The 23,638-nt window shown below is 60.8% G+C and carries 18 protein-coding genes; 4 read left to right on the top strand and 14 right to left on the bottom strand.

Annotated elements, in window-relative coordinates; all coding sequences use genetic code 11:
- Nucleotides 1-101: 101 nt before the first annotated feature.
- The 6 genes from msuE to ACYVF5_RS05145 form a co-directional block, all read right to left on the bottom strand.
- A complete protein-coding gene (gene msuE / locus ACYVF5_RS05170) occupies nucleotides 102-701 on the bottom strand; it encodes an FMN reductase (RefSeq protein WP_460944025.1) in 600 nt (199 codons plus the stop codon).
- A gap of 147 nt (nucleotides 702-848) precedes the next feature.
- Entirely contained in the window at nucleotides 849-1,679 is an 831-nt protein-coding gene (locus tag ACYVF5_RS05165; protein WP_460944023.1) for an aldo/keto reductase, read from the bottom strand.
- 35 nt (nucleotides 1,680-1,714) lie between these two features.
- Entirely contained in the window at nucleotides 1,715-2,467 is a 753-nt protein-coding gene (locus ACYVF5_RS05160; protein WP_460944021.1) for an ABC transporter permease, read from the bottom strand.
- Between the two features lie 2 nt (nucleotides 2,468-2,469).
- On the bottom strand, nucleotides 2,470-3,378 hold the full coding sequence (locus ACYVF5_RS05155) for an ABC transporter ATP-binding protein (RefSeq protein WP_460944019.1): 909 nt from the start codon (nucleotides 3,376-3,378) through the stop codon (nucleotides 2,470-2,472).
- Nucleotides 3,375-3,674 carry a transcriptional regulator gene (locus ACYVF5_RS05150; RefSeq protein WP_460944017.1) on the bottom strand — a complete coding sequence of 100 codons (300 nt, stop codon included), beginning with the start codon at nucleotides 3,672-3,674 and terminating at the stop codon, nucleotides 3,375-3,377. Before ACYVF5_RS05150 ends, ACYVF5_RS05155 begins: the two co-directional genes overlap by 4 nt.
- A complete protein-coding gene (locus ACYVF5_RS05145) occupies nucleotides 3,667-4,347 on the bottom strand; it encodes a hypothetical protein (protein WP_460944015.1) in 681 nt (226 codons plus the stop codon). Before ACYVF5_RS05145 ends, ACYVF5_RS05150 begins: the two co-directional genes overlap by 8 nt.
- A 263-nt stretch (nucleotides 4,348-4,610) precedes the next feature.
- Between ACYVF5_RS05145 and hrpA the strand changes: the two genes are divergently transcribed.
- On the top strand, nucleotides 4,611-8,489 hold the full coding sequence (gene hrpA / locus ACYVF5_RS05140; RefSeq protein WP_460944013.1) for an ATP-dependent RNA helicase HrpA: 3,879 nt from the start codon (nucleotides 4,611-4,613) through the stop codon (nucleotides 8,487-8,489).
- A gap of 137 nt (nucleotides 8,490-8,626) precedes the next feature.
- On the top strand, nucleotides 8,627-9,412 hold the full coding sequence (locus ACYVF5_RS05135; RefSeq protein WP_460944011.1) for an MBL fold metallo-hydrolase: 786 nt from the start codon (nucleotides 8,627-8,629) through the stop codon (nucleotides 9,410-9,412).
- A 129-nt stretch (nucleotides 9,413-9,541) separates the two neighbouring features.
- On the opposite strand, the gene ACYVF5_RS05130 is transcribed toward ACYVF5_RS05135, so the two are convergent.
- Entirely contained in the window at nucleotides 9,542-11,062 is a 1,521-nt protein-coding gene (locus ACYVF5_RS05130; RefSeq protein WP_460944009.1) for a SulP family inorganic anion transporter, read from the bottom strand.
- A gap of 182 nt (nucleotides 11,063-11,244) precedes the next feature.
- Here ACYVF5_RS05130 and ACYVF5_RS05125 point away from each other — a divergent pair, with 182 nt between their 5' ends.
- Nucleotides 11,245-11,634 (top strand): MerR family transcriptional regulator, encoded by a 390-nt coding sequence (locus ACYVF5_RS05125; RefSeq protein WP_460944007.1) that lies wholly within the window; start codon nucleotides 11,245-11,247, stop codon nucleotides 11,632-11,634.
- A gap of 278 nt (nucleotides 11,635-11,912) precedes the next feature.
- Here ACYVF5_RS05125 and ACYVF5_RS05120 read toward each other — a convergent pair whose 3' ends face one another.
- The 7 genes from ACYVF5_RS05120 to ACYVF5_RS05090 all read right to left on the bottom strand — a co-directional run bounded on the left by ACYVF5_RS05120 (nucleotide 11,913) and on the right by ACYVF5_RS05090 (nucleotide 22,815).
- Nucleotides 11,913-14,006, bottom strand: coding sequence for an oxidoreductase (locus tag ACYVF5_RS05120; RefSeq protein ID WP_460944006.1), 2,094 nt, complete (start codon nucleotides 14,004-14,006; stop codon nucleotides 11,913-11,915).
- Between the two features lie 64 nt (nucleotides 14,007-14,070).
- Nucleotides 14,071-15,720, bottom strand: a complete 1,650-nt coding sequence (locus tag ACYVF5_RS05115) for a CocE/NonD family hydrolase (RefSeq protein ID WP_460945277.1) — start codon at nucleotides 15,718-15,720, stop codon at nucleotides 14,071-14,073.
- Nucleotides 15,721-15,758: 38 nt separating this feature from the next.
- Nucleotides 15,759-17,183: an amidase gene (locus ACYVF5_RS05110; protein ID WP_460944004.1), complete on the bottom strand. Its 1,425-nt coding sequence runs from the start codon at nucleotides 17,181-17,183 to the stop codon at nucleotides 15,759-15,761.
- A 53-nt stretch (nucleotides 17,184-17,236) separates the two neighbouring features.
- The gene (locus tag ACYVF5_RS05105) at nucleotides 17,237-18,874 is read right to left on the bottom strand and encodes an ABC transporter substrate-binding protein (protein WP_460944002.1); all 1,638 of its coding nucleotides are present in this window, start codon (nucleotides 18,872-18,874) and stop codon (nucleotides 17,237-17,239) included.
- Between the two features lie 311 nt (nucleotides 18,875-19,185).
- Nucleotides 19,186-20,865 carry a CocE/NonD family hydrolase gene (locus ACYVF5_RS05100; RefSeq protein WP_460944000.1) on the bottom strand — a complete coding sequence of 560 codons (1,680 nt, stop codon included), beginning with the start codon at nucleotides 20,863-20,865 and terminating at the stop codon, nucleotides 19,186-19,188.
- 38 nt (nucleotides 20,866-20,903) lie between these two features.
- A complete protein-coding gene (locus ACYVF5_RS05095; RefSeq protein ID WP_460943998.1) occupies nucleotides 20,904-22,223 on the bottom strand; it encodes an NtaA/DmoA family FMN-dependent monooxygenase in 1,320 nt (439 codons plus the stop codon).
- 58 nt (nucleotides 22,224-22,281) lie between these two features.
- Nucleotides 22,282-22,815 carry a nuclear transport factor 2 family protein gene (locus tag ACYVF5_RS05090; RefSeq protein WP_460943996.1) on the bottom strand — a complete coding sequence of 178 codons (534 nt, stop codon included), beginning with the start codon at nucleotides 22,813-22,815 and terminating at the stop codon, nucleotides 22,282-22,284.
- 265 nt (nucleotides 22,816-23,080) lie between these two features.
- Here ACYVF5_RS05090 and ACYVF5_RS05085 point away from each other — a divergent pair, with 265 nt between their 5' ends.
- Nucleotides 23,081-23,617, top strand: a complete 537-nt coding sequence (locus tag ACYVF5_RS05085) for a flavin reductase family protein (RefSeq protein WP_460943994.1) — start codon at nucleotides 23,081-23,083, stop codon at nucleotides 23,615-23,617.
- Nucleotides 23,618-23,638: the final 21 nt, after the last annotated feature.

Raw genomic sequence — 23,638 nt, 5'->3', positions numbered from 1 at the left:
CGAGGGGAGGATCACACGACCCGCCATACCTTTTGTGACGCGCCGGCCTCTGTCGGAGGGCGCGTCACGAGCCGCCGGCGGCGCAGCGGACCCTGCTCGTGCTACCAGGCCCCCACGTAGCTCGACACCTCGACGTCGCGTCTCGCACGCCCGGAAAGAGCGATCGGGAGCCCGCGCTGAACGGCCAGGTCGATGCGCCGCGCGAGCGTCTCTGATCCGATCGTGTAGCCGTTGAAATCCGACGCAGACGCATAGACACCGAGCGGAAGCGTCAGCGCCTGAAAGAAGCCGAAGAGCGGCCGGAACTGATGCTCGAGGATCAGGGCGTGCCGCTCCCCTCCGCCGGTTGCCGCGAGCAGCACCGGCTTGTCGACGAGCTCGTACTGTCCGACGAAGTCGAACAGGTGTTTGAACAGCCCGGTGAACGACGCGCGGTACACGGGTGTGCCCACAACGAGCAGGTCGGCCTGTTCGATCTGCCGAAGCTCGTGCTCAACGGAATCAGGCAGCTGGTCCCGTCTGAGGGCACCCGCGAACGCGGGGCCGATCTCGCTCACGTCGATACGGTGCGCATCGATCGGGTGGGCTCGTTCCAGCTGATCGAGGATTCCCTCGAGCAGTGCGCCTGTCTTCGAGGGCGCGTGAAGGCTCCCGTTGACAGACACGATGCGCAACGGGGTTCGGTTCTCGGATTCGGACATGGCTCGACGCTACGCCTGGCACGGCGTCAATGCTCATCCGATGAAATACGGCGTAACGCCCGCACGATGAGACGCCTGCACGCAGCCTCTCCCCGGCGTCTACTCACTGACGTCGTTATCCGCTCATGTCGTTAGTCGCTGACGTCGTTACTCGTTGACGTCGTTCGGGTGAGCCCCGACGCGCCCCGCACGCTCGAGGGCCGAGATGCGCGACACCTCACTCTTCGACAGCTCGAAGTCGAAGACGTCGATGTTCTCGGCCATCCGCTCGCGCCTGTTCGACTTGGGGAACACGATGTTGCCGGTCTGCAGGTGCCAGCGGATGACCACCTGAGCCGGCGTCTTGCCGTGCAGCCGAGCCGACTCTGCGACCGCGGGCTGACCGAAGAGGTCGTACTTGCCCTGGCCGAGTGGCCCCCATGCCTCGGTGAGAATTCCCTGCTCACGCCCGAACGCCGTGACCTCGGGCTGCTGATGGGCGGGGTGGAGTTCGATCTGGTTGACGGCGGGCACGACATCGGCCCCGGACAACAGCTTCTTCAGGTGGGGAACGAGAAAGTTCGAGACGCCGATCGCCTTCGCGCGCCCTGACGCGGCGATCTCCTGCATCACGTCCCATGTCTCGACGAACAGGTCCTTCTTCGGGCACGGCCAGTGGATCAGATAGAGGTCGACATAGTCGAGCCCCAGCCGCTCGAGGCTGGCATCGAAGGCGGCCTGGGTGGTCGATCGGCCCTGGTCTGAATTCCAGAGCTTGGTTGTGACGAAGAGATCTTCCCTGCGCACTCCCGAGGTGCGCAGTGCGTTGCCGACGCCTGTCTCGTTTCCATAGATCCGAGCGGTGTCGATGTGACGATACCCGACCTCGAGTGCATCGGTGACGATCCGCGTGGTCTCATCGGGATCGACCCGGAACACACCGAATCCGAGCTGGGGGATCGTTGTTCCGTTGTTGAGGGTGAGTGCGGGAATCGTCATCCCTTCAGCCTAGAAGATCCCCGGGCACCACGAGCTCAGCGGTAGCGGCGGCCCTCGTCACGACGGAACAGGACCAGCGCGAGCGCGAGCATCACGACGATCCAGACGATGATTCCGATCCACGCCCACGGAGCGAGGTCGCCGCCCTGCACCGCCCAGATCACGAGCTCACGCGCCTGCCGAGACGGAAAGAACATCGACAGCGCGTCGAGCCAGGGGGCGAACATCATCGGCGGCAGGAACAGCCCTCCGGCGAACGCGAATCCGAACATGACCACCTGCACAACGGCGATGGCCGCCTTCGACGGCATCGAATAGCCGACGCAGACCCCGATGAGCATAAACGGAAGGGCCGAGACCGCGAGCACAACGAACCCGAACAGCACACGCACCGGCGACGCCTCCGCCGCCGTGAAGATCGCCCCGATGGCGATCACGGGGATGATGGCGACGAGCCCCATCAGCCCGATCGAGAAGACATAGCTGAGCACCCGTGCGATCCCGGGCACGGGAAGGGTGCGCAGGTAGGGATCCCACGGCTTCTCGCGGTCCTCAGAGATCGAGAGCCCGAAGCTGAAGAGCGAGTTCGACATGATCGCGAACACCGAGAGCGAGATCACTGCTTGCGTCGCGAACAGCGCGTTGCCCGCGACAGCGGGCTGCGGCACCACGAAGAACAGAAGCGCGAGAGCGGGAAAGACGAGTGAGCCGATGACGGCGATCGGAATGCGCATCGTCTCGATGAGCGAGTATTTGGTGTGCACGAGGGCGAGAGACATCGTCGACATGATCACTCCTGTTCGGCCGGGGTGGGTGTGGCGGCATCGCCGGTGAGTGTGAGGAACGCTTCTTCGAGGGTCGCTCCCCTGACGGTCAGGTTGGTGAAGGGGATGCCGTTCGTCACGAGCTCCGAGACCACCCGGTCTGAGTCCCTGGCGTAGTACGTGCGCGTGCCGTCCTTCTCCGGCCGTGACGCGACGACACCGGTGAGCGCGGTCACGGCGTCCGGCTGGGGAGTGTTGAGCCTGATCGTGCGCAGCCCGACCCGGTCGAGCACCGTGCCGAGCTCGTCGTCCGCGAGCACCCGGCCGCTGCCGACGACCACAACCCGCTCGGCGAGAGCCTCGATCTCTTCGAGGTAGTGGCTGGTGAGCACCACCGTGGCGCCCGCCTCGTGCTGCCGCCTCACGGCATCCCACAGCGTTCGCCTGGCATCGACGTCGAGCCCCGTCGTGGGCTCGTCGAGCAGCACCAGTCGCGGTCGTCCGACGAACGCGAGCGCAACGCTGAGGCGCCGTTTCTGTCCGCCCGAGAGCGAGCCGGTCTGACGGTTCAGCAGGTCGGTGAGCCCGAACTCCTCTGCCGCCTCTGCCCGCGGAACGGCGTTCTCGTAGTGCCGTGAGACGAAGTCGATGACTTCGCCGACCTTGAGGCTCTGCGGAAGCGCCGTCTCTTGCGGTGTGCTTCCCAGACGCTGACGATTGCGGTAGTCGCTCGGGCTCGAGCCGAAGAGCTCGACGGTTCCGCTCGTCGGGCGGCGCAGCCCCTGCAGGAGCGAGAGCATTGTGGTCTTGCCCGCTCCGTTCGGCCCGAGCAGGCCGACGATGCGCCCTGAGCCGATCTCGAGTGAGACGTCGTCGAGGGCGATGATGTCACCGAAGCGACGGGTGACACGGTCGAATCGCGCAAGTGTTGTCATGAGGTTTCTCCCAGGAGTGCGCGCAGCGAGTCCATGTAGTCCTCGAATGCGCGGCGGCCTTTCTTCGAGAGCTGCAGGTAGGTGACGGGGGTTCTTCCCTGATGGGTCTTCGTGACCGTGACGTACTCGGCGTCTTCGAGTTTGCGCAGGTGGGTCGACAGGTTTCCTGCCGTCATGTCGAGAAGCTCCTGCAGCCGGGGGAACGAGATGCTCTCACCCTTCGGGTCGAGCGTCGCGAGAGCCGCCGTGATGCGCAGCCGGGCCTGGGCGTGGATGACCGGATCGAGGTCATCCATCGTGCTGCCCCGCCATACGGTTCTTCAGCCTGCGGAAGTGGGCGATCGACGCGAGCCCGAGCGCGAGAAACCCGAGCCCCCCGGCGATCGCGAGAAACAGATAGTGGTTGGGATAGCCGAAGAAGGGCGCGACCCCGCCGATGAGAAGTGTCCACCCCCCGAGCACAACCGACGGGACGGCATGCCAGATCGCCCCGGCCAGCAGATACATCACACCGGCGAAGATCACGAACGCGGAGGGGAAGAAGAAGCTCATCAGCTCCGAGGGCATCCCGTTCACGCTGAGCCCCACGCCGAAGACGTAGATCGCGAGGCTTCCCGCTGACCACGTGACTCCGTACACCGTTCCGGTGAACGCCGCGGCCGGGGTGGAGCGAATACCACGGCTGCTCCTGATACCGAGCCAGGCCGAGAGGAACGAGGCCCCGCCGATCAGCACACCGAACGTCCAGGCGGCGACGGGCAGAGGAAGCCCGAAGGCATCCCCCAGCCCATCGATGAGCCAGAGCGCCCCGAAACCGACGAGCCAGGCAATGCCCCACGCCGTGATGATCAGAGGCACGAAGCCCGCGATCTGGCCTTCGACGCTGCGTTGCTGCTGGGTGAGGAGGGCGAGCATCTCCTCCGGGTCGAGCGCCCTGTCGTCGCCCTCGTTGTGTGAGTGATCTGTCATGTTTCCGCTCTCGTTGTGTCGGATGCTCTGGAATGATGTTCGGGGTCAGACACTGACGAACGGCAGCATGAGTGCCCGGCCTGACCGCGTTCGGCGGTCATCCTCGTCATCCCTCGCGACGTCATAGATACTTTGTAGCACAAAGTAGTTTTCAAACGCAATGACTCTGCGCTTGATTTCGACGTTCACGTCCGCCTCGTGCCCGGTTCGTCTTCTCTGGCCCAGTCACACAGAACCGTCTGTCAGCCGTACGATAGAGGGCTATGTCTGTGCAGATCACCTTCCCGCCTGAGCTGCCCGTCAGCCAGAAACGGGATGACATCGCGCGTGCCATCCGCGATCACCAGGTGGTCATCGTCGCAGGAGCAACGGGTTCGGGAAAAACCACTCAGCTCCCCAAGATCTGCCTCGAGCTCGGGCGCACGTCGATCGGGCACACACAGCCCCGCCGCCTCGCCGCGCGGACCATCGCCGAGCGCATCTCAGACGAGCTCGGCGAAGAACTGGGCGGCCTCGTCGGATACCAGGTGCGATTCACGGACCAGGCGTCGAAGGCGACGAAGATCAAGCTGATGACCGACGGCATCCTGCTCAACGAGATCCACCGCGACAGGATGCTCGCCAAATACGACACGATCATCATCGACGAGGCACACGAGCGCAGCCTGAACATCGACTTTCTGCTCGGCTACCTCAAGCAGCTTCTGCCCAAGAGACCCGATCTGCGGGTGATCATCACCTCGGCGACGATCGACCCGCAGAGCTTCTCGCGCCATTTCGACGATGCGCCGATCGTCGAGGTGTCCGGACGCACCTATCCCGTCGAGATTCGGTACCGGCCACTCGTCGCAGAGAGCACCGACGACGAGGACGACGACGAGGGCGAGTCCACCCACGCCGACGACCGCAATTACATCGACGGCATCACAGACGCACTCGATGAACTGGCACGGGAATCGCTCGGCGACGTTCTGGTCTTTCTGAGCGGGGAGGCGGAGATCAGGGATGCCGCAGACGCCCTGCGCGCGCGATACGGCTCCGAGACCGGCGTGACCGAGATCCTCCCCCTCTTCGGACGGCTGAGCTCGGCCGAGCAGCACCGGGTCTTCAGCCCGTCGACGGTTCCGGGCGTGCGGCGGCGTGTCATCCTCGCGACGAACGTGGCCGAGACCAGCCTCACGGTGCCGGGCATCCGCTACGTGATCGACGCCGGCACCGCCCGCATCTCCCGATACAGCGTCAGGTCGAAGGTTCAGCGGCTGCCGATCGAAGCGATCTCGCAGGCTTCGGCGAACCAGCGCTCGGGGCGCTCGGGGCGAACGAGCGACGGCATAGCGATCAGGCTCTATTCAGAAGAGGATTTCACCAGGCGACCGGAGTTCACGGAACCTGAGATTCTGCGCACCAACCTCGCTGCGGTGATCCTGCAGATGGTGTCGCTCGGGCTCGGTGACATCCAGGCCTTCCCGTTCCTGCAACCGCCGGATTCCCGCGGCATCAAAGACGGCGTCGACCTGCTCAGGGAGCTCGGAGCGATAGAGGCCGGCCGCGCCGGAGACGGTGAGAAGACGACGCCGCGCCTGACCAGGGTCGGGCGCGACCTGGCCCGCCTGCCGATCGATCCGCGGTTCGGTCGTATGGTCATCGAATCGAAGCGTCACGGCGTCTCGCGCGAGGTGCTCGCCATCGTCGCGGCCCTGACCATCCAGGACCCACGTGAGCGACCCCTCGAACGCCGCCAGGCCGCAGATGAGAAGCACTCTCGTTTCACCGACCAGACGAGCGACTTTCTCACGCTGCTCAATCTGTGGAACTACCTCGAGGGCAAGCAGAGAGAACTCTCGTCGAGCGCGTTCAGGCGCATGTGCAAGGCGGAGTTCCTGAACTACCTGCGCGTTCGCGAATGGCACGATGTCTATCGTCAGCTGCGCCAGCTCGCCAAGCCGCTCGGCCTGACCATCGCAGAGCCGACGGGCGAGTCGTCTGCAGAGTCCGGTCGGCACGGGGATGCCGTGCACCGCTCGCTGCTCGCGGGCCTGCTCTCGCACATCGGGCTCAAGGATGCCTCTGCGGCGGCGGCGAGCCAGGCCAGGGGCACGCAGACCGGCAGGCAGGGTCCACCCAAGAAGGGTGACTACATCGGCGCTCGCGGCACCCGGTTCGTGATCTTTCCAGGTTCAGCGCTCGCGAAGAAGCAGCCGAACGCGCTGATGAGCGCGGAACTCGTTGAGACCAGCAGGCTCTTCGCACGCACGAACGCGGTGATCGATCCGGCGTGGGCAGAGCCGATCGCCGGTGACCTGGCGAAGCGCACCTACTCCGAACCTCACTGGGAGAAGAAACAGGGCGCCGTGGTCGCCTGGGAGAAGGTCACGCTCTTCGGCGTTCCCATCATTCCACGCCGGCGTGTGCAGTACGCCAGGATCGACCCAGAGATCTCGCGCGAGCTGTTCATCCGCCACGCGCTGGTCGAGGGCGAGTGGGAGTCCCCGCAGGCGTTCGACCGTGCAAACAAAAAGCTGAGACGCGAGCTCGCCGAGCTCGAGGAGCGAACCAGGCGCCGCGACATCCTCTTCGACGACGAAGCGGTGTTCGAGTTCTATGACGCGAGGATTCCGGCCGACGTGTTCTCGACGCGCACGTTCGAGGGATGGTGGCGCGCGCAGAAGCACGAGACCCCTGACCTGCTCACGATGACACACAAGGACCTGCTTCCCGACGACGTGCCAGACGTCGATGAGGCCGAGTTCCCGCCGTTCTGGCGGCAGGGCGACCAGAAGCTCTCGCTCGGTTACCGGTTCGAGCCCGGCACCGAAGACGACGGCGTCACGGTCACCATCCCGCTCGCGCTGCTGCCTCGTGTCTCGCCGGCCGGATTCGACTGGCAGGTTCCCGGATTCCGGCACGAGCTGGTGACGGCGATGATCAAGTCGCTGCCGAAGGCGATCAGGCGCAACGTCGTTCCCGCCGCCGACTGGGCGACCAGGCTGATGGCAGAGCTTCCGCCCGATCCTCCCGTCGACCCGGTTGCGACGAACAGCGATTCGCTGGCATCTCACCTGGCGACGGCGATCAAGCGCCTGTCATATATGCCGATCGAGGCATCCGACTTCGACCTGGAGCGGGTTCCCGCCCATCTGCGGGTCACGTTCCGCGCTGTCGACGAGCGCGGCCGGCACGTGGACAGCGACAAGAACCTGCACGCCCTGCAGCAGCGGCTGAGATCACGCACACGGGACAGCGTGGCGCGTGTCGCCGAATCGACGCCGAACGCGCTCGAGCGATCGGGCATCACCCGCTGGGATGTGGATGAACTCCCCCGCTACATCGACACGCGGCAGGCGGGAAACATCATCAGGGGATATCCGGCGTTCGTCGACGACGGCGACAGTGTCTCGATCAGGATCATGGCCACCGAGTCCGACCAGGCGCACGAGATGCCCGCCGGTGTGCGCCGACTGCTTCTGCTCTCGGTCGCCTCGCCGGTCACATACGTTCAGCAGCATCTGACGGGCCCCGAGAAGCTCACCCTCGCCACCAGCCCCTACCAGACCACGCAGGCCCTCTTCGACGACTGTCTGGTCGCGTGTGTGAACGACGTGCTCTACCGTGTGAAGCCAGACGGGATGCTCTTTATGCGCGCAGAGTTCGAGGCGGCACGGGATCGGGTCTCGGCGGCAGTGATGAACACCATGTTCGACACCGTTTCGCTCGTCGCCCGCATTCTCGGTGAGCACCGCGCCGTCGAGAAGGCGCTGAAGAACGCGACGAGCATGTCGCTTCTTCCCGCTTTGACCGACGCGAGGGCACAGCTCGACGGCCTGGTCTTCGCGGGCTTCGTCTCGTCGACGGGTCTGACCCGGCTGCGTGATCTGCCGAGGTACCTCGCGGGCATCCGTCACCGTGCCGAACGGCTGCCAGACAACCCCAGCCGCGATCGCGTCTGGATGACCGAGGCACAGACGGCCACCGAACGATACGTCGCCGCGGGAGGCAGCATCCCTCTCGCTCCGCACAGCCCGTCACACCTCGTCAAGGCCAGGTGGATGCTCGAAGAGCTGCGGATCAGCCTGTTCGCCCAGCATCTGGGAACAACGGAATCAGTGTCGCTCCAGCGCATCACGAAGGTGCTCGCGGCATAGGCTCGCGCGCCGAGCAGTGCGAAAACGGGCTCGGAACAGCGAACCCGAACCCGGACGGGTGGCGACACGGCAGCCCGGGATCGGGATCAGCGGTGCCGCCCCGACCGCACCGCGCGGGCGCGTTCTAGACTGCAGCTGTGGCCAACACACAGACACCTGACGAGTGGAGCAGTGAGCTCACCAGACGCGTGGTCGCTCCCAACCCGGGGCCGATGACCCTCGACGGAACCAACAGCTATGTCATCGGCGGACCCGCGAGCGACGGTGTGGTCATCGTCGACCCTGGGCCGCTCGACGACGAGCACCTCGAGACGCTCGCGGCGGCCGGTCGGGTGGACATCGTGCTCATCACCCATCACCACGTCGATCACACGGATGCCAGCGAACGGTTCGCCGAGATGACGGGAGCTCCCGTCCGGGCGATCGACCCGGCGTTCTGCGTCGGTGGAGACCGCCTCGTCAACGGCGAGCTGATCGAAGCGGCAGGCACACGCATCCAGGTGCTCGCAACGCCGGGGCACACGGCAGACTCGGCGTGCTTTCTGCTGCCGGCTGATGGACGGAACGGATCGGTTCTGACGGGCGACACCATCCTGGGCCGCGGAACGACGATCATCGCCCAGCCCGACGGCAGCCTCGCCGAGTACCTGCACTCGCTCCACATGCTCCGCGACCTCGGGCCGGCGACGGTGCTGCCCGCGCACGGCCCGGTGCTTCCCGACCTCGTCACAGCATGCGACGGATACATCACCCATCGCGAGCGGCGGCTCGGCGAGGTGCGCCGGGCTCTCGAGCAGCTCGGGCCGAACGCCGGCGTCGAAGAGATCACAGATGTCATCTATGCACACACGGATGCCGCCGTGCGGTTCGCAGCAGAGGCATCCGTTCGTGCTCAGCTCGACTATCTTCGCGACACACCCTGAGCACGGGAGCTCCTGTACATTTCGGTTCCGGCGAGGAATTACGAGGGCCGTGGCGGCACGGAGAATCGACAGGGCGGGCAGCGCCCACCTGTTTCGCTGTGCTGAGTCGCGGCTCAGGAACGTCTGGGCCTAGTGCCCGGCTCCCAGAGTGCCGGCGAGGCGAAGGTGGATCTCGCTGCTCGCCTCGTTGAGCCCCGTGATCACAACCCGTTTGCCGTGACGCTCGTACTTGTTGACGATGGCGTCGAGCGCTGCCACCGTTGAGGCGTCCCAGATGTGAGAACCCGACATGTCGATGACGACTCGGTCGGGATCATCTGCGTATTCGAACTGGGTGGTGAGATCGTTGCTCGACGCGAAGAACAGCTCGCCGTCGACCGTGTAGTACGCCGTCGGAACGACCTCGTCTTCTGGCAGGGTGCGGGTCACCGTCGCGAAGTGGGCGACGCGACGCGCGAAGAGCACCATCGCGACGATCACGCCGACGATGACGCCGATGGCGAGGTTGTGGGTGATGACGACCACAACGACCGTCGCGACCATCACGATGGTCTCGCTCTTCGGCATCCGCTTCAGCGTCGCGGGCCGGATGCTGTGCCAGTCGAATGTGCCGACAGACACCATGATCATCACGGCGACGAGCGCAGCCATCGGAATCAGGGCGACGATGTCGCCGAGGACGACGACAAGGATGATCAGGAACACGCCGGCCAGAAATGTCGAGATGCGGGTGCGCGCCCCAGACACTTTCACGTTGATCATCGTCTGGCCGATCATGGCGCAGCCGCCCATGCCGCCGAAGAGACCCGAAAGCACGTTCGCGACTCCCTGGCCCCAGGCCTCGCGGCTCTTCTGGGAGTGGGTGTCGGTGATGTCATCAACGAGCTTCGCCGTCATCAGTGATTCCATCAACCCGACCAGGGCCATCGCAAGGGCGTAGGGGGCGATGATCGTGAACGTCTCCCACGTGAGCGGCACGTGGGGAATAAAGAGTTCGGGCAGGCTCTCGGGCAGCTCGCCCTCGCCTCCCACGTTCGGCACGTTGATCCCCAGTGTCAGCACAGCGACGGTGATGAGCACTATCGCAACCAGGGGTGCGGGGATCATCCTGGTGATCCTGGGCATGAACACCATGATCGCTATGCCGATGACGACAAGCGGATACACCATCCACGGCACACCGATCAGATGGGGGATCTGCGCTGTGAAGATCAGGATCGCGAGGGCGTTCACGAAGCCCACCATGACGCTGCGCGGGATGAACCGCATGAGCTTGGCAACACCGAGCACTCCGAGAACGACTTGAAAGACGCCGGCGAGGATCACCGTGGCGATGAAGTAGTCCATCCCGTACTCTTTCGCCACGGGCGCGATCACGAGAGCGACGGCACCGGTCGCGGCAGTGATCATCGCGGGGCGGCCGCCGAGGAACGCAATCGAGACCGCCATCACAAAGGATGAGAACAGGCCGACGCGGGGGTCGACACCCGCGAGGAGTGAGAACGAGATCGCTTCGGGAATGAGCGCCAGCGCGACCACGAGTCCGGCAAGGACCTCTTTGGTGAGGATCCGCGGTGTGCGGAGTGCCGTCACTACCGACGGTTCGGCTCTATAACGGCCGTTCTTGCCAGACTTCTGGGCGATGGCCATGGATGTCTCCAATGCGACGTGGGCTCTCGGTGCGCAACCGATATCGAAAGTGGGGGGGCGCCTCGTTGCGCGGGTGTCGCCGAGTTTCATACGAGAATGGGGGCGGCACTCACACGACTATGTCAGCGAACGGTGAAACACTACCCTCACGTGAGGGTAAAGTGCGAATTGAGGAGGCGATGATGGCGGCAACCACTGTGGCGCCCACTATGCATATCGGCGAACTCGCCGAGAAGACCGGGCTGTCTCTTCGCACGATTCGCCACTACGACGAGGTCGGGATCCTCAAGGCCTCGGGGCGCACAGATGGCGGGTTCCGGCTCTATACGGCAGACGACCTGTCGCGGCTGCTGCTGATCCGTCGTATGAAGCCCCTGGGCTTCACCCTCGAAGAGATGACAGAGCTGCTCGCCATCATCGATGCCCTCCAGAGCGGGGAACAGGGCTCTGACACACCCGAGACCAGGCAGCAGCTCGATCGTTTCATCGCCGACGCCGCCGAACGCCGCGAGAAATTGCGCACGCAACTTGATATGGCCGATGAATTCCTCGGCCTTCTCCGCGCGCAATAGTTTGCGCTGCTCAACGCGGGAGCATCCGCCCGTGCTTGCTCCCTTCCCCGCCGGAAGAGACGGTGTTCGTCCCTATGCGTTCAACTGTAGAGGCGCAACGGCAACAACCACCCTCGGACGCCGAGACAACTGTGGCCCGCTTGTTGCCGGTCCAGCGGCAGCATCGGTGTATATGCAACCTGGACCATCTTGCGAATGAGCAAACTTCACCGGCAGATCAGCACCATAGGTACGTGACTCAAGGCCGCCCAAAACCATGAGACCGGTGACAAAGCGTCTCACCTCAGCTCGATGTCTACTGTTCTCGGCGTCAATGCTATTCGCTCCCTGAGGTATGGCCTGGGCACATTCGGGTTTGGGCCATCGATCTCTCGGCCTAGGCGCTGTCCATCGAAAATTGAATCTGCGGCAAGCCGTGGCGCCACTGCGTCGCCAATCCGATATACCGCAGATATCTCTGCTTCGGCCCATTCAGCTCGGCGTTCTTGCAACTCGAGATACAGCTGGTCGTTGGAAATGCGTCTCGTGACAAGAACGACGGCGTCTGCTTCATACGAACTCTCCTCACCGAACTCATTCGCCACAACGACCTCGTGATCGGTAATGGCGGTCAGCACATTGTTGCTCACCATCTCCACGCCCAGGTTGTGGAGATTTCGTCGCACAAGAGGACCTTCGACCGTTTGATCACTCACGACCGCAACCTGAGGGAAGGGAGTAATGATGCGCACTTCATGGCCTTGCCTAACCAATCGTTCAGCGATCCCTGAGGCAACAACGTATCCCTCGACATCGAAAACGGTCACCCGCCTCCCCGCTGGATTCTTCCCATCGACCATGATGTCCTCCGGAGTAAGCACGTGCGCTAAGGAACTACCAGGAATCGGAGTGTGGTTGAACCCGGTCACACCGTCGTGAGCCCACGACGAACCAGTCGCGAGCACAACGATCTCCGCACCGTAACCGAGGATTTCGTCTGCTGTGATCGGCCGGTTGAGGAGAACTTCGACGTTATCTTCCTTCTCCAGTTGAGTTTGACGCCACTCGATCAAGCGCCCCCACTCGGCCAAGCCGGGAAGTGCTGATACCCACCGGACATGGCCGCCAAGCTCCTCATCGGCATCGAGAAGATGCACGAAGTAGCCGCGCTTCGCCAGCGTCAAGGCGCACTCCATACCTGCGGGTCCGGCGCCCACAACCAATGCCGCCGTTCCGTTTCGGATCGAGAGTTCGATCTTCTCCGGATGCCAGCCGCGCCGATACTCCTCCCCGGCCGTCGCATTTTGTGTGCAACCCAGGTGGCGGCCAGTTTCCGATTTCAAGACACACACGTTACAGCCGATGCACTCTCGAACGTCCCCATACCTGCCGGCCTTGATCTTCGCTGGAAGAAAGGGATCAGCGATGGACGGACGTGCCCCGCCAATGAAGTCAAGACGGCCAGCCGAGACGAGTGACGCCATCCGATCAGCGCTCGTGTATCGCCCTACGCCTACGACTGGCTTATCTGTCGTTTGACGTATCAGCTCCGTTGGCTCGAGTTGATACCCTTCTTTGAAGAACCTTGACGTGCCAGAGTCCTTCGATCCATCTTCGGTCGACTCCAGGTTCACGTCCCAGACATCTACCAGTGGATCCGCTAGTTCGACGAACTCCTGGATCTCGTCGTCGTCAAGACCGCGTCCTCGCAATGCCTCCATGCTCAGCCGAATCGCAATGGCGCAATCCGTTCCGACTGCGGTGTTCACCCGTTCGAGCGTTTCCAGCCAGAATCGAGCGCGATTGGTGAAGGTCCCACCGTACCGATCAGTGCGCCGGTTGTAGAACGGCGAAAGAAACTGGAGGGTCAGGTCGGAACCGCCATACACGTACACGATGTCAAAACCGGCGTCCCGTGCGTGTAGCGCGGATGAGACCCAATCATCTTGCACACGCTGAATGTCGGACAGCTCCATCGCTTTCGCCGTCGCCAAAATGTCAAAGTCACTTGGGTACTGCGACGGGGCGATAGCAGGCCACCTCGACTCGTGCCGCCAAGCGTAGCCACCCAGATGGGTGAGCTCGATTCCTGCGAGTGAGCCGTGTTGATGCACAGAATCGACCATAAGCGACAGCGCTTTACCGTCTTCGGCGTCCCAGAGTCGCGCGGACGCGGAGGGCGATTCGTCAGAATCGGGGCTTACCGGTGCGTATTCGGTGCAGACCACGCCCCAGCCGCCTTCCGCTTTCATTCCGCGAAAGGCAGCCTGAGAGAGAGGTTTGTCTGATCCCATACCAGCACTGTGCGGGACGGCGTAGAACCTGTTGGGAGCCACTTTCGGTCCGATTTTGATGGGCTCAAAGAGGACATCGTGACGAGGGTCGCGTTGCATCTGTCTGTCTTTCTGTTATTGGCACTCGGTTGGAAAGCCGTCGCCGGAGAATCGCAACTTGCGCTTACTTCTGTTCAGCGCGGACCAAGAATGTGAGCCTGGACGGATGGTCTACGGATGTGGCAATGCTCTGGCGGCTGAGAGCGCTTACCTTCGTAAGCCACCTATTCCCCTCGGATCCAGGATCATGAATGTACGTAGGGCTTTCGCTGCTCGCCACTTGCAGTCGAAGCTGGTGGCCCTGTTTGAGCCGATACGCCAAATGACCAAGCTCGACAGTCGCTCGCACTCTGCCTTCGGCCTCGCAATAGATTGTGACTTGATCGCCCAATAGCCGTCGTACGCGTCCACCGGGCGTGATATCAAAGAGTTTCACGAACAGGTCAATCGAGGGACGAGAAGATCCGACAGTGACGTCAAGCCGAACTGGCCCGACAATGTCCATGTGTTGTCGCATGCTCGGGCTATCGAAGGTCAAAACATCTGTTCTCAGCCCAACCGCGGCTTCGTCAGGCCACGTCTCAAGAATTGCGAGAGGATCTCCGAGGTCAGGCACAGGATTGGCCGGATCATGGTCCCACCCGGCGACGGAATCCGTAGAAGGGGGCGATACCGCCAAACCTCCACCGAGCTCTTGTGCTTGTTCGAGGTCGCGAAGAAAGAACTGGAATCTCTCCACGTCGCGCGGAGGCCACTGATCAGATACGAACGTTCCCACATGTCCCAGGTTCCATCGCACTCGCGGAACACTCTCCGCAGACGCTTTACCGCTCAGGAAAACATCAAAAAAATCAAGGGCGGGGCCCAGGTAGCGAGGAAGAAGACGTTTCAGCGCTGCGTCATCTGAACCATGCTCACTCCCCTCCCGGGCAGGAGCGTCCGTCACATGGTAGTTCTCATGGTCTGTAGCGTCGGCGTTCAAGTACTGGAAAGGCGCCCAGATCGGATCCTTAGTCAGCTGGAGATACGTCTCCATACCTGCTTTTGCCACCGGGTCGAACCATCCCAGCTCGTGCAGCGTCGGGATGGGACGACGACGGACGGGATGACCGTTCGGAAAAGGAATTCTCGGGGACGATCGAGGAAAGACCGCATCAAACGCGGAGGACCTCTTGCCCATTTCCGAGAAGAACTCCTCAAACGCCGCCATAGGCGGGTCTGACAAGCTGCCGGGGGGCTCATGCTCCCCGTTGTCTAGCCAATATCCGGCCAAGTACCGAGCCCATGCAGCAGACGGCGGCCTCCCGGTCCCGTCACCTCGGTCCGCATTCGGTCCGCTGGCCCCGGTTCCCGTTTCTTGTGAATGGGCGCGGTCATCTCGAGCCGGCACCCCAAGCGACGACATACGCGGGACTATCGCGCGAAGTGCGTCATGCCCGCTGGAAAGAGCCGCCCACTGCGTATATGCGTAGTAAGAGTCACCGAACATGCCGACGACGCCGTTTGACCATCCAGCTCGGACAATCCATTCGAGGGTGTCGTAGCCGTCGGGCACTTCATGAATCACATGATCAGTCGATCCTTCAGAATCTCCCTTACCTCGAACATCCTGAACGACGAAGGCATAACCTCGGTCATTAAAGAAAGGAGCGCATTGAGGCATGAACGTGTACCGATCGCGTCTTCCGTACGGCAGCCGCACCAGCACCGTGGGCCCGCAATCCCAGTCGTCTGGAAGGTAAAGGTCGGCAGCCAGTCGCACACCGTCCCTCATCCGGACCTTATGCTCGATCGGAATACCACTTCCAGTTGTCATCGCTGAATCCCTGGTAGATCCGGGTCACGCGGCGTGAACCTTCCTAGCCGCTGCTCCACAGCTGACGCCGCTGCCAAAGCACGACGCTCCTGGAATCGCCAACCGGTCAGCTGGACAGCTTGGGGCATTCCACTTGAGCCAATGCCCACCGGGAGAACAACAGTTGCCAGTCCGAGAAAGCTTCCAGCCAGGTTCAACCTATATCGGTCTCGGAGAGCGATGACCGCGGTGTCCACATCGCCGGTGCGATCATATGCAGAATCCCACGCAATACCGGTGTCCACGGGTCCAAGAATCAGTGGAGTTGAAGCCATCTGCTGCGACCATTCAGCAGCTATCCAAGAGCGTTCAGCAGTCGCCTGCAAATATGCGGCGGGACTGAGTACGTTGCTAGTCCTGTTACTTGCTTCAACCCAGCGCTGTGCGTCTTGGCCGAACAACGAGAGAAAGTCACTGGATAGAAGTGAGCTCAATTCGGTTGCAATGAGATCTCGCCAAAGCTCCGCGGCCCGGCGAAGGTAGGGAAACTCACCCTCCCGAACGGTATATCCTGCGTCAGTCAGCGCATCGGCAGCCAGTTGGAGACCTCTCTCCACTTCCGGATCGATTGCGACGCCCAAGCTGTCCCGCAGCAACACCACATCGCATGGTTCCGCTGGACCCGAAGGAACGTCCTGCCAGAACGGATCACGAACGTCACCCTGTCGCAGCACATCGAATACAAGTTCGGCGTCCCGAACCGACCTTGCGAGCGGACCATCGGTGTAGAAGAACATGACCCCGATGCCGCGGTCTTCTTTGGACTCAGGGACATAAGGTATTCGACCTGGCGTCGGGCGCAGACCGATAACGCCGTTGTACGCCGCAGGCACCCTAATGGAGCCACCGAAGTCGTTCCCGAGCCCAAGAGGAGTCATGCCCGTTGCTACAGCGGCGCCATCACCCCCGCTCGAACCCCCGGGTGTCTTCGTCGCGTCCCAAGGATTTCTCGTGGGCCCATAGAGCGGATTGTCCGTGTTCCAGCGCATTCCGAGGTCGGGCATGTTCGTGCGCCCGTGGAAGATCGCTCCTGCTTTGCGAAGATTGGCGACTGGAGGCGCATCCTCAGCCGAGACGTTATCTAAGAACGCAGCGCTACTCTCGTCAGCAACTTGGCCTTTGACTCCGAGGTTTGTTTTAACTGTCACCGGCACACCATGCAGCGGCCCGAGCTTTTCGCCCGCGGACACCGCTCTATCTGCACGCGCCGCTGCCTCGAGTGCTTCCTCTTCAAGATCACGCACGACGGCGTTTGTGACGGGGTTTACCTGTTTGATGCGCCGGAGGTGTGATTCCACCAATTCACGCGCAGTTACCTGCTTCTCGCGCACAGCAGTGGCTTGGTCAGTCGCGTCGAGACGCCAGAGCTCATCGGTACTCATAGCAGTTCCATTCCGAAGTCGAAGTTTATTTTGCTGGCGGTCTTGGTCGTGTGTCACACAGCACCAAGCAGTGCCGCCCACGGATAGCTGACATACGCCTGAGATGCGGGAATCCCGCTAAGCCCGTCACCGAGATAGAGCCGCTCATACTGGGTCGCGACGGGGATGGTCAGAAAGTCCTCTGCCCAAAGTGTCTGCGCATCGACATAGTCTCGAGCGGACAAGGCAGGATCGGGCTGTGAAATCGCGTCGCGGAGCTTCGCTGCGGCAGCCGGGTTGTCATACCCCAGAAAATTCACCAACCCATCCGGATTTACAAATGTTCCTGCGTAGCTGCGAAAGATCGGAGTTTCGTAATAGCCGGAGGTCGCGAGGAGATCCACGTCACTCCTTGATTCAGGGTTGAAGAAAAGATCAAAGATCTGGGTATCCTGCAGTTGCTTGATCTCCATATCGAGCCCGATGCTCGTGCCTGCGGATTGCATCAAGGTGGCTGCTGCGAGAGACGTTTGATCGCCCGCTGTGATAGCAATCGTCATGGATGTGTCTGAGAGATTCGATTCATCTATGAGTTTTCTTGCGGCCTCGAGATCGGGGGAACTTTTTACCCGGAGGTTCTCGTAAGCAGTGGTGAGTATGTCTCCTGCTGGGTCACCCGAGAATGCGAAGGGCGGGACGAACGTTTTGAGAGGTGCTCCATGGCCCCCGAGGACGCTTCGGACAAAACTCTCGCGGTCGAATGCCAAGTTCAGGGCCTCTCGCACCCGTTCATCATGGGCAGGACCCGAGCGGTCGACGGGACCGAAGAGGAAATACTCTGTGCTATCGCCAAAGTACAAGGTCCCCTCTCCATTCGAAAGAGCATTAACGGCAGAGGTAGGCACCGAATATGCACCGTCGAGATCGCCACTCAGCAGAGCATTGGTAAGAGTGTTGTTGTTGACTATCGCGTCGAAATGTATCTTCTCTGTGAGGGGAGTCAAGTCCTCGTTCCAGTAGTTCTTATTCGCAACGATCTCAATACCTTGACCAGCCGCCCACTCACCTAAGGAGTATGGCCCGGTGCATTCCAACCCTCCCGGGGGAGTTCCGTAATCTGCCCCCGCAGATTCAATAGCGCTCCGCTGGCCAATGGCCCCGCTCATTCCAGCGAGAGTCGCGAGGAAGTCCACGTTGGGTTCATTCAATGTAATTGTCACCTCAAGCGGGCCCGAGGCCTCGATCGATGCAACTGACGCGTACTGGTACCCGTTCACGGCGCCGATCGAGGGATCAATGTTCCGGTTCAGGCTGTAAACGACATCTTCAGCGGTCAGCGATCCGCCATTCCAGAACTGCACATTCGGACGAATCTGGAACACGTACGTTGTCGGAGACGGTTGCTCATACGATGCGGCCAGACCCAGATCCACTGAGAAGTCCGGCTGAACCTGCATGAGGCTCTCGCACAGATTGCTCACCACGGTGTTTTGAGGAACAGTTCCTACGAAGATTGGGTCGAGCGTAGTGGGTTCATTTCCAGAAAGTCCCCATTTCACGGTGGGCACGCTTCCCGTGGCACGCGGCGTCATAAGGGTCAACCCTGCGGACACATCTGGTTGAGCAGTCCGAGGTGGTGATGTGCAAGCTGTGAGCGCAATCGCGAGAAGTGAGATCAGAACCGCGACTTTGAGGTTCTTGCGAACGTTCATTAGTTCTCCTAATTGAGGTGATCTTTCCAGGGAGGGTGAGGACTGCTATTCATAACGGTTCGGGAATCGCGCTCAGTCGAACGGGTGCCCCTGATTCGTCTCCGACGTTGCTGACTCGCACCGCGCGTGCACCAACCCGGGCACGTGGGACGGAATCAATGAGGTTGCCTTGCGTAACAACCCCTCTGAAAAAGATGCGCACCTGTTTCATCGGCATGAGCCAAACCTGATGTAGAAGAAACAAGCACGCTTCGAAGCCGCATAGCTCTCGCCACAGCTTGATGATTCGTTTCCGCATGGCCATGCAAGGTTCATGATCGGAAACCGATCTCGTCGGGCGCAGCAACGGGAAGATTGAGAAAGCTCTTATAGGTACCGCCGGAGTAGATTGTCCATTCGCCCTCGTTTCGCAGGGATTCGTGGAGTATCTGCAAAGAAGGTACTCCTGTCTCCGTCACCCGTTTCTGGAAGTCCCTGCCCTGGATAGTCACCCTGAGGGTCTCTCCCGGATGGAACACCGTGCCCGCCGGCCAGATCTCAATCTCGAGCTTCTCCGGCTTCCCGGGCTCCAAAGGCTCTTCGTTCATGTGGGGATGGTGTGGCACCAGAGGAGTGGAAAGGGAAATATCCTTCTCCCGATGACTCGCACGCAGCCACCCGAGGGCCACCGGCCCGTCATCGAAGATTGAGCCTGTTGCAAACTTCACCTCCACGCCCTCCGCGTCAAACTTCTGAAGTACAACAAAGACATCTGCGTCTGTCGCGCGTTCAGCAGCTAGCCAGAGAGTCAGAGATGCTGGACCCACAAGCTCTGCGAGAGAGTCGAAGATGTAGTCCAGTTCACAGGAATCGCCGACCGGATCAAACGTGTGACAAGTGATCGCTTCAGTTGGATCTACATTCAGCTCGTTCGTCGACACGTCCACGTAGAGTGGCAGGACTCCGCGCACGAAACTCGCGTCTTCGAACTGCTTCCACACGGAGTCCGAACGTCGTCCGGTATCCCTGATCTCAGCGTGGACTCGAGGCGAACTGTGGAATCCGACGTCTTCGCCCTTGAGGAAAGTGTCGAAAAACCGTCTCTGCCGCTCCACGTTTTCCGGGCGATAGAAGTACTCCCATTTCTTTTGGCCGTGAACCTCCAGCCACTTATCGGTGGAGGAGATCTGATCAAACGCCCTCAGCGTTCCCCGGGTGTGCAACCCGTGATCACCCCAGGAAGCAACCATGTACGTCGGAATGGTGATATTGGCGAGCTCACCGTATTTTTCCGCGTAGTACCAGTCATCGAAAGGATGAGCCCACATGTTCGCCGCCGGATCTTCTGTCCCCCCGAACCCATAGGACACGTTCGTCGACACGCGTGGTCGAAACCCGGTCTCCGGAATACCTCCGTGAGTGGCAAATTCACGGTACCAATCCGAGAAGCACTCCCACGGACTGATCGCCTTAAGAGACGGTGGGTTGACAGAAGCCGCTTGATACTGGCTTCCAGCCAAGTAAGACACACCCAGCATTCCGATCTTGCCGTTGGACCACGGTTGAGCTGCAAGCCACTCAATCGCGTCGTACAAGTCGTCGCGCTCCTGCGGCCCGTTGTGCGAGAAGTCGCCCTCGGAGTTCCATAGTCCACGTGGGTCCGCGACCGCGACGGCATAGCCATGTGCAGTCCAATAGACCGGATCTGGGGCTTCAAACGCTGTGAGATCAGAGATCCACAGGGGATCAACACCAGAGCCCGGATACATATGGTTCGTTACCCAGTGCTTTCCGTAGGGCCCCCATGCAAGAAGAAGAGGAGCGCCATTTCCGGATTCGCGGGGCCGATAGATATCAGCGTAGATTGTGATTCCATCACGCATCGGCACTGCCATATCTCTATCGACAATCATGCCTCGCAGTTCCTCAGACTGCGTCGTGACCGGTCCAGGCTTTGGTTTTCCCACAACCATGGCCGGGTCAACACCTAACCGGGTCACCTTGTACTTCAACTGATTTCCGCTCGTATTCCGCATGGATTTCCGAAAGCTCAGAAATTGACATCTGGCCTGGGGATTCCGAGATGATCACGAAGTGTGCTTCCTTCGTACTCATGTCGGAACAAGCCACGGTTCTGCAGCTCGGGAACAAGGTCCGAGCAAATTCGCTCAAACCCTTCCAGGTTGTATGGCGAATTCAGGTTGAAGCCGTCACATGCCCGTGATTCAAACCACTCCTGCATCACGTCCGCGATGAAAGAAGCCGTACCTGAAATCCACTGATGGCCGGTCGAACGTGCTCTTTCAACAATGAGTTCACGCAAAGGTAAGCGGTGTTGGAGCGACATCGTCTGATAGATCTTCTGACGGCTGGTCATACGCTCAACCTGCTCGAATTTCTCCGCCGGGATGACATCGTCAAGATCAACATCCGAAAGGTCAACACCCAGGTCCCCGCCCAGCTGAGCCCGCCCCTCATCGATGTCGAGCAGTGCGGCGAGCTCCTGCGCGATCTCATCCGCTTCTTCCTTCGAATCTGCCACCACAGGCACAATCCCTGGAATAACGAGAGGGGCAGAAGCACACTTCCGAAGGCCCTTCGTGTGGGATTCGAGCGCTTTCGCTTCCGCGTTCATATAAAACTCGATCGCTCGGCCGAGCTCAGGCTGCGCTGTATAGATTGCGTCTGCGACACGGGTTCCCAGCTCCAGTCCCGGGCCCGACGAGCCTGCTTGCACTAAGACCGGACGCCCTTGCGGGATACGAGGGATGTTAAGAGGTCCTTCAACGGAAAAGAACTCACCAACATGGTCGATCTTGCGCAACTTGGACGTGTCTAGCCAGTAACCAGCAGCGCGGTCCACGATAACCGCATCATCCGACCAGCTGTCCCAGAGCGCCTCCACCACACTCACAAATTCCGTAGCTCGACGATAGCGCTCTACAGGGCCGGGGGCTTCTCCGATGCCGAAGTTTCGGAAGCCATCAGAAGACGTGACGATGTTCCACCCGGCGCGTCCTCCTGACAGATGGTCCAAAGACGCAAGTTGCCGGGCAACGTTATACGGCTCCGACAATGATGTTGAAAGAGTCCCGATAAGCCCGATCTTGCTTGTCGACGCAGCGAGCGCAGCCAGAGTGGTCATCGGCTCGAAAAACCCATTCATCATTGTGTCCCCCCTCAGCGTGGGGTTCGCATGAACGATATCGCCGAAGAAAAGCGCGTCGAGTTTGGCTTTCTCTGCCATGCTCGCAATTTTCTTGACCAAAGAGAGACTCGGGACGTCTTCCGCGAAGCTTCCTTCGCGGCGCCAGCTGTTCCGGTGATAACCCAACGGCATCACAAAGGCGGTGAGAACCATCTTTCGCATTAGGAACTCCAGCCCTGTGAGACCCGAAGACGGTTCCACTTATCCGCGTCGTGAATCATTACTTTGCGCCTCCCAAGACGCGTCCTTCGCGTCCCGCAGCGACGAATTCTCCATCGTCATCAGGAGCATGCACACGGAACCACAGCTTGGAGATCTTCCACTCCCCGCCGACCCGGCGATACTGCGTCACGTATTTACCTTCGGACCACGGTCCCCAAACGCGCATGAGTCCCCATGACGTGCGGAAGTCGGCTTGAAGCCGATGCCACGTCCAGACGCCTTCAGCTGTCTCGCCATCTTCAGAAACCGTGATGTCGGGAGAGGAAAGAATGTATCCATCTTTTGCCAAGACCACGTTCTCTAGCTCTGCAGCGAACATTGCGCGGACGGCCTCGCGCCCGACGTGCACACCATGATGTCGTATGTCGCAAATAGCGTCATCCGTGTACGCAGAAGCGACCGCATCCCAATCCCTTGCGGCGAGATTTCGGATGTACTCCTGCTGCAGCCGAGCAATCTCTGTCGCTGACTCAAGTCGTTCAATCCGCTTCGTGAGTTCCGCGACAGCTTGGTTCGTGTCTAAAGCGGGCATTTCTTCCCTTCGGCCTGGCGTCGTAAACGTCGTGCATCGGTGAACGGTTTCGTCTCGATGGGCAGCTTCTGTACGGTCGCTGGAATGGTGTAATCACCTTAGATCAACTTCGACGATTCGTCTAGTTCTGAACTACTATTGGTGCTACTTCCTTAGTTAAAAGAAGGATAACTTCGAAAATGCTGCACTAGTGAACTAGATTCACTCCACCTGGCAGAGACGAAAAGAACTATTTACTGAAGTTGAAAGAAGTTCAGGAGCAAAAGTGAATTGCAGCCCAATTTCGGGAGACGAGGTGAAACCCATTCCTCGGGATGAATTTCGACACGTTGTCGGACACTTCGCATCCGGCGTAACGGTCATTACGACCGAAGTCGAGGGCCAACTTTTCGGGACGACGGCTTCCGCGGTCAGCTCGTTATCTCTGGACCCACCCATGATGCTCGTGTGCCTCAATCGCTCTAGCAGAACTCACGATGCGCTGGTGAAGGCGAAGCGATACGCGATCAATATCCTCACTGTGGAGCAAGCTTCTCTCGCATCGCACTTCGGAAGAAAGGGCGGTGACAAGTTCGCCACGACTCCCTACAGCTTCAGCACGCACAGATTGCCCCTTTTGAAGGGGGCGTTGGCAACAATCGAATGCGAGATCGCAGACACCGCAGTGGGTGGGTCCCATACGATTTTCATTGGAAGGGTCGTGCACGCGTCGGCAGGAAACGGCGATCCTCTGGCGTACTACCGCGGACGCATGGACGGCTTAGCACGAACACTCGAGAGCGAAACCGAGGTCGATGAGTAGCTCGCTTCACCTCGAACGTTG

The organism is Okibacterium endophyticum, assembly GCF_054780075.1.
The sequence above is the reverse complement of the archived record's forward strand: the minus strand, read 5'-3'. Positions and strand labels throughout refer to the sequence as shown.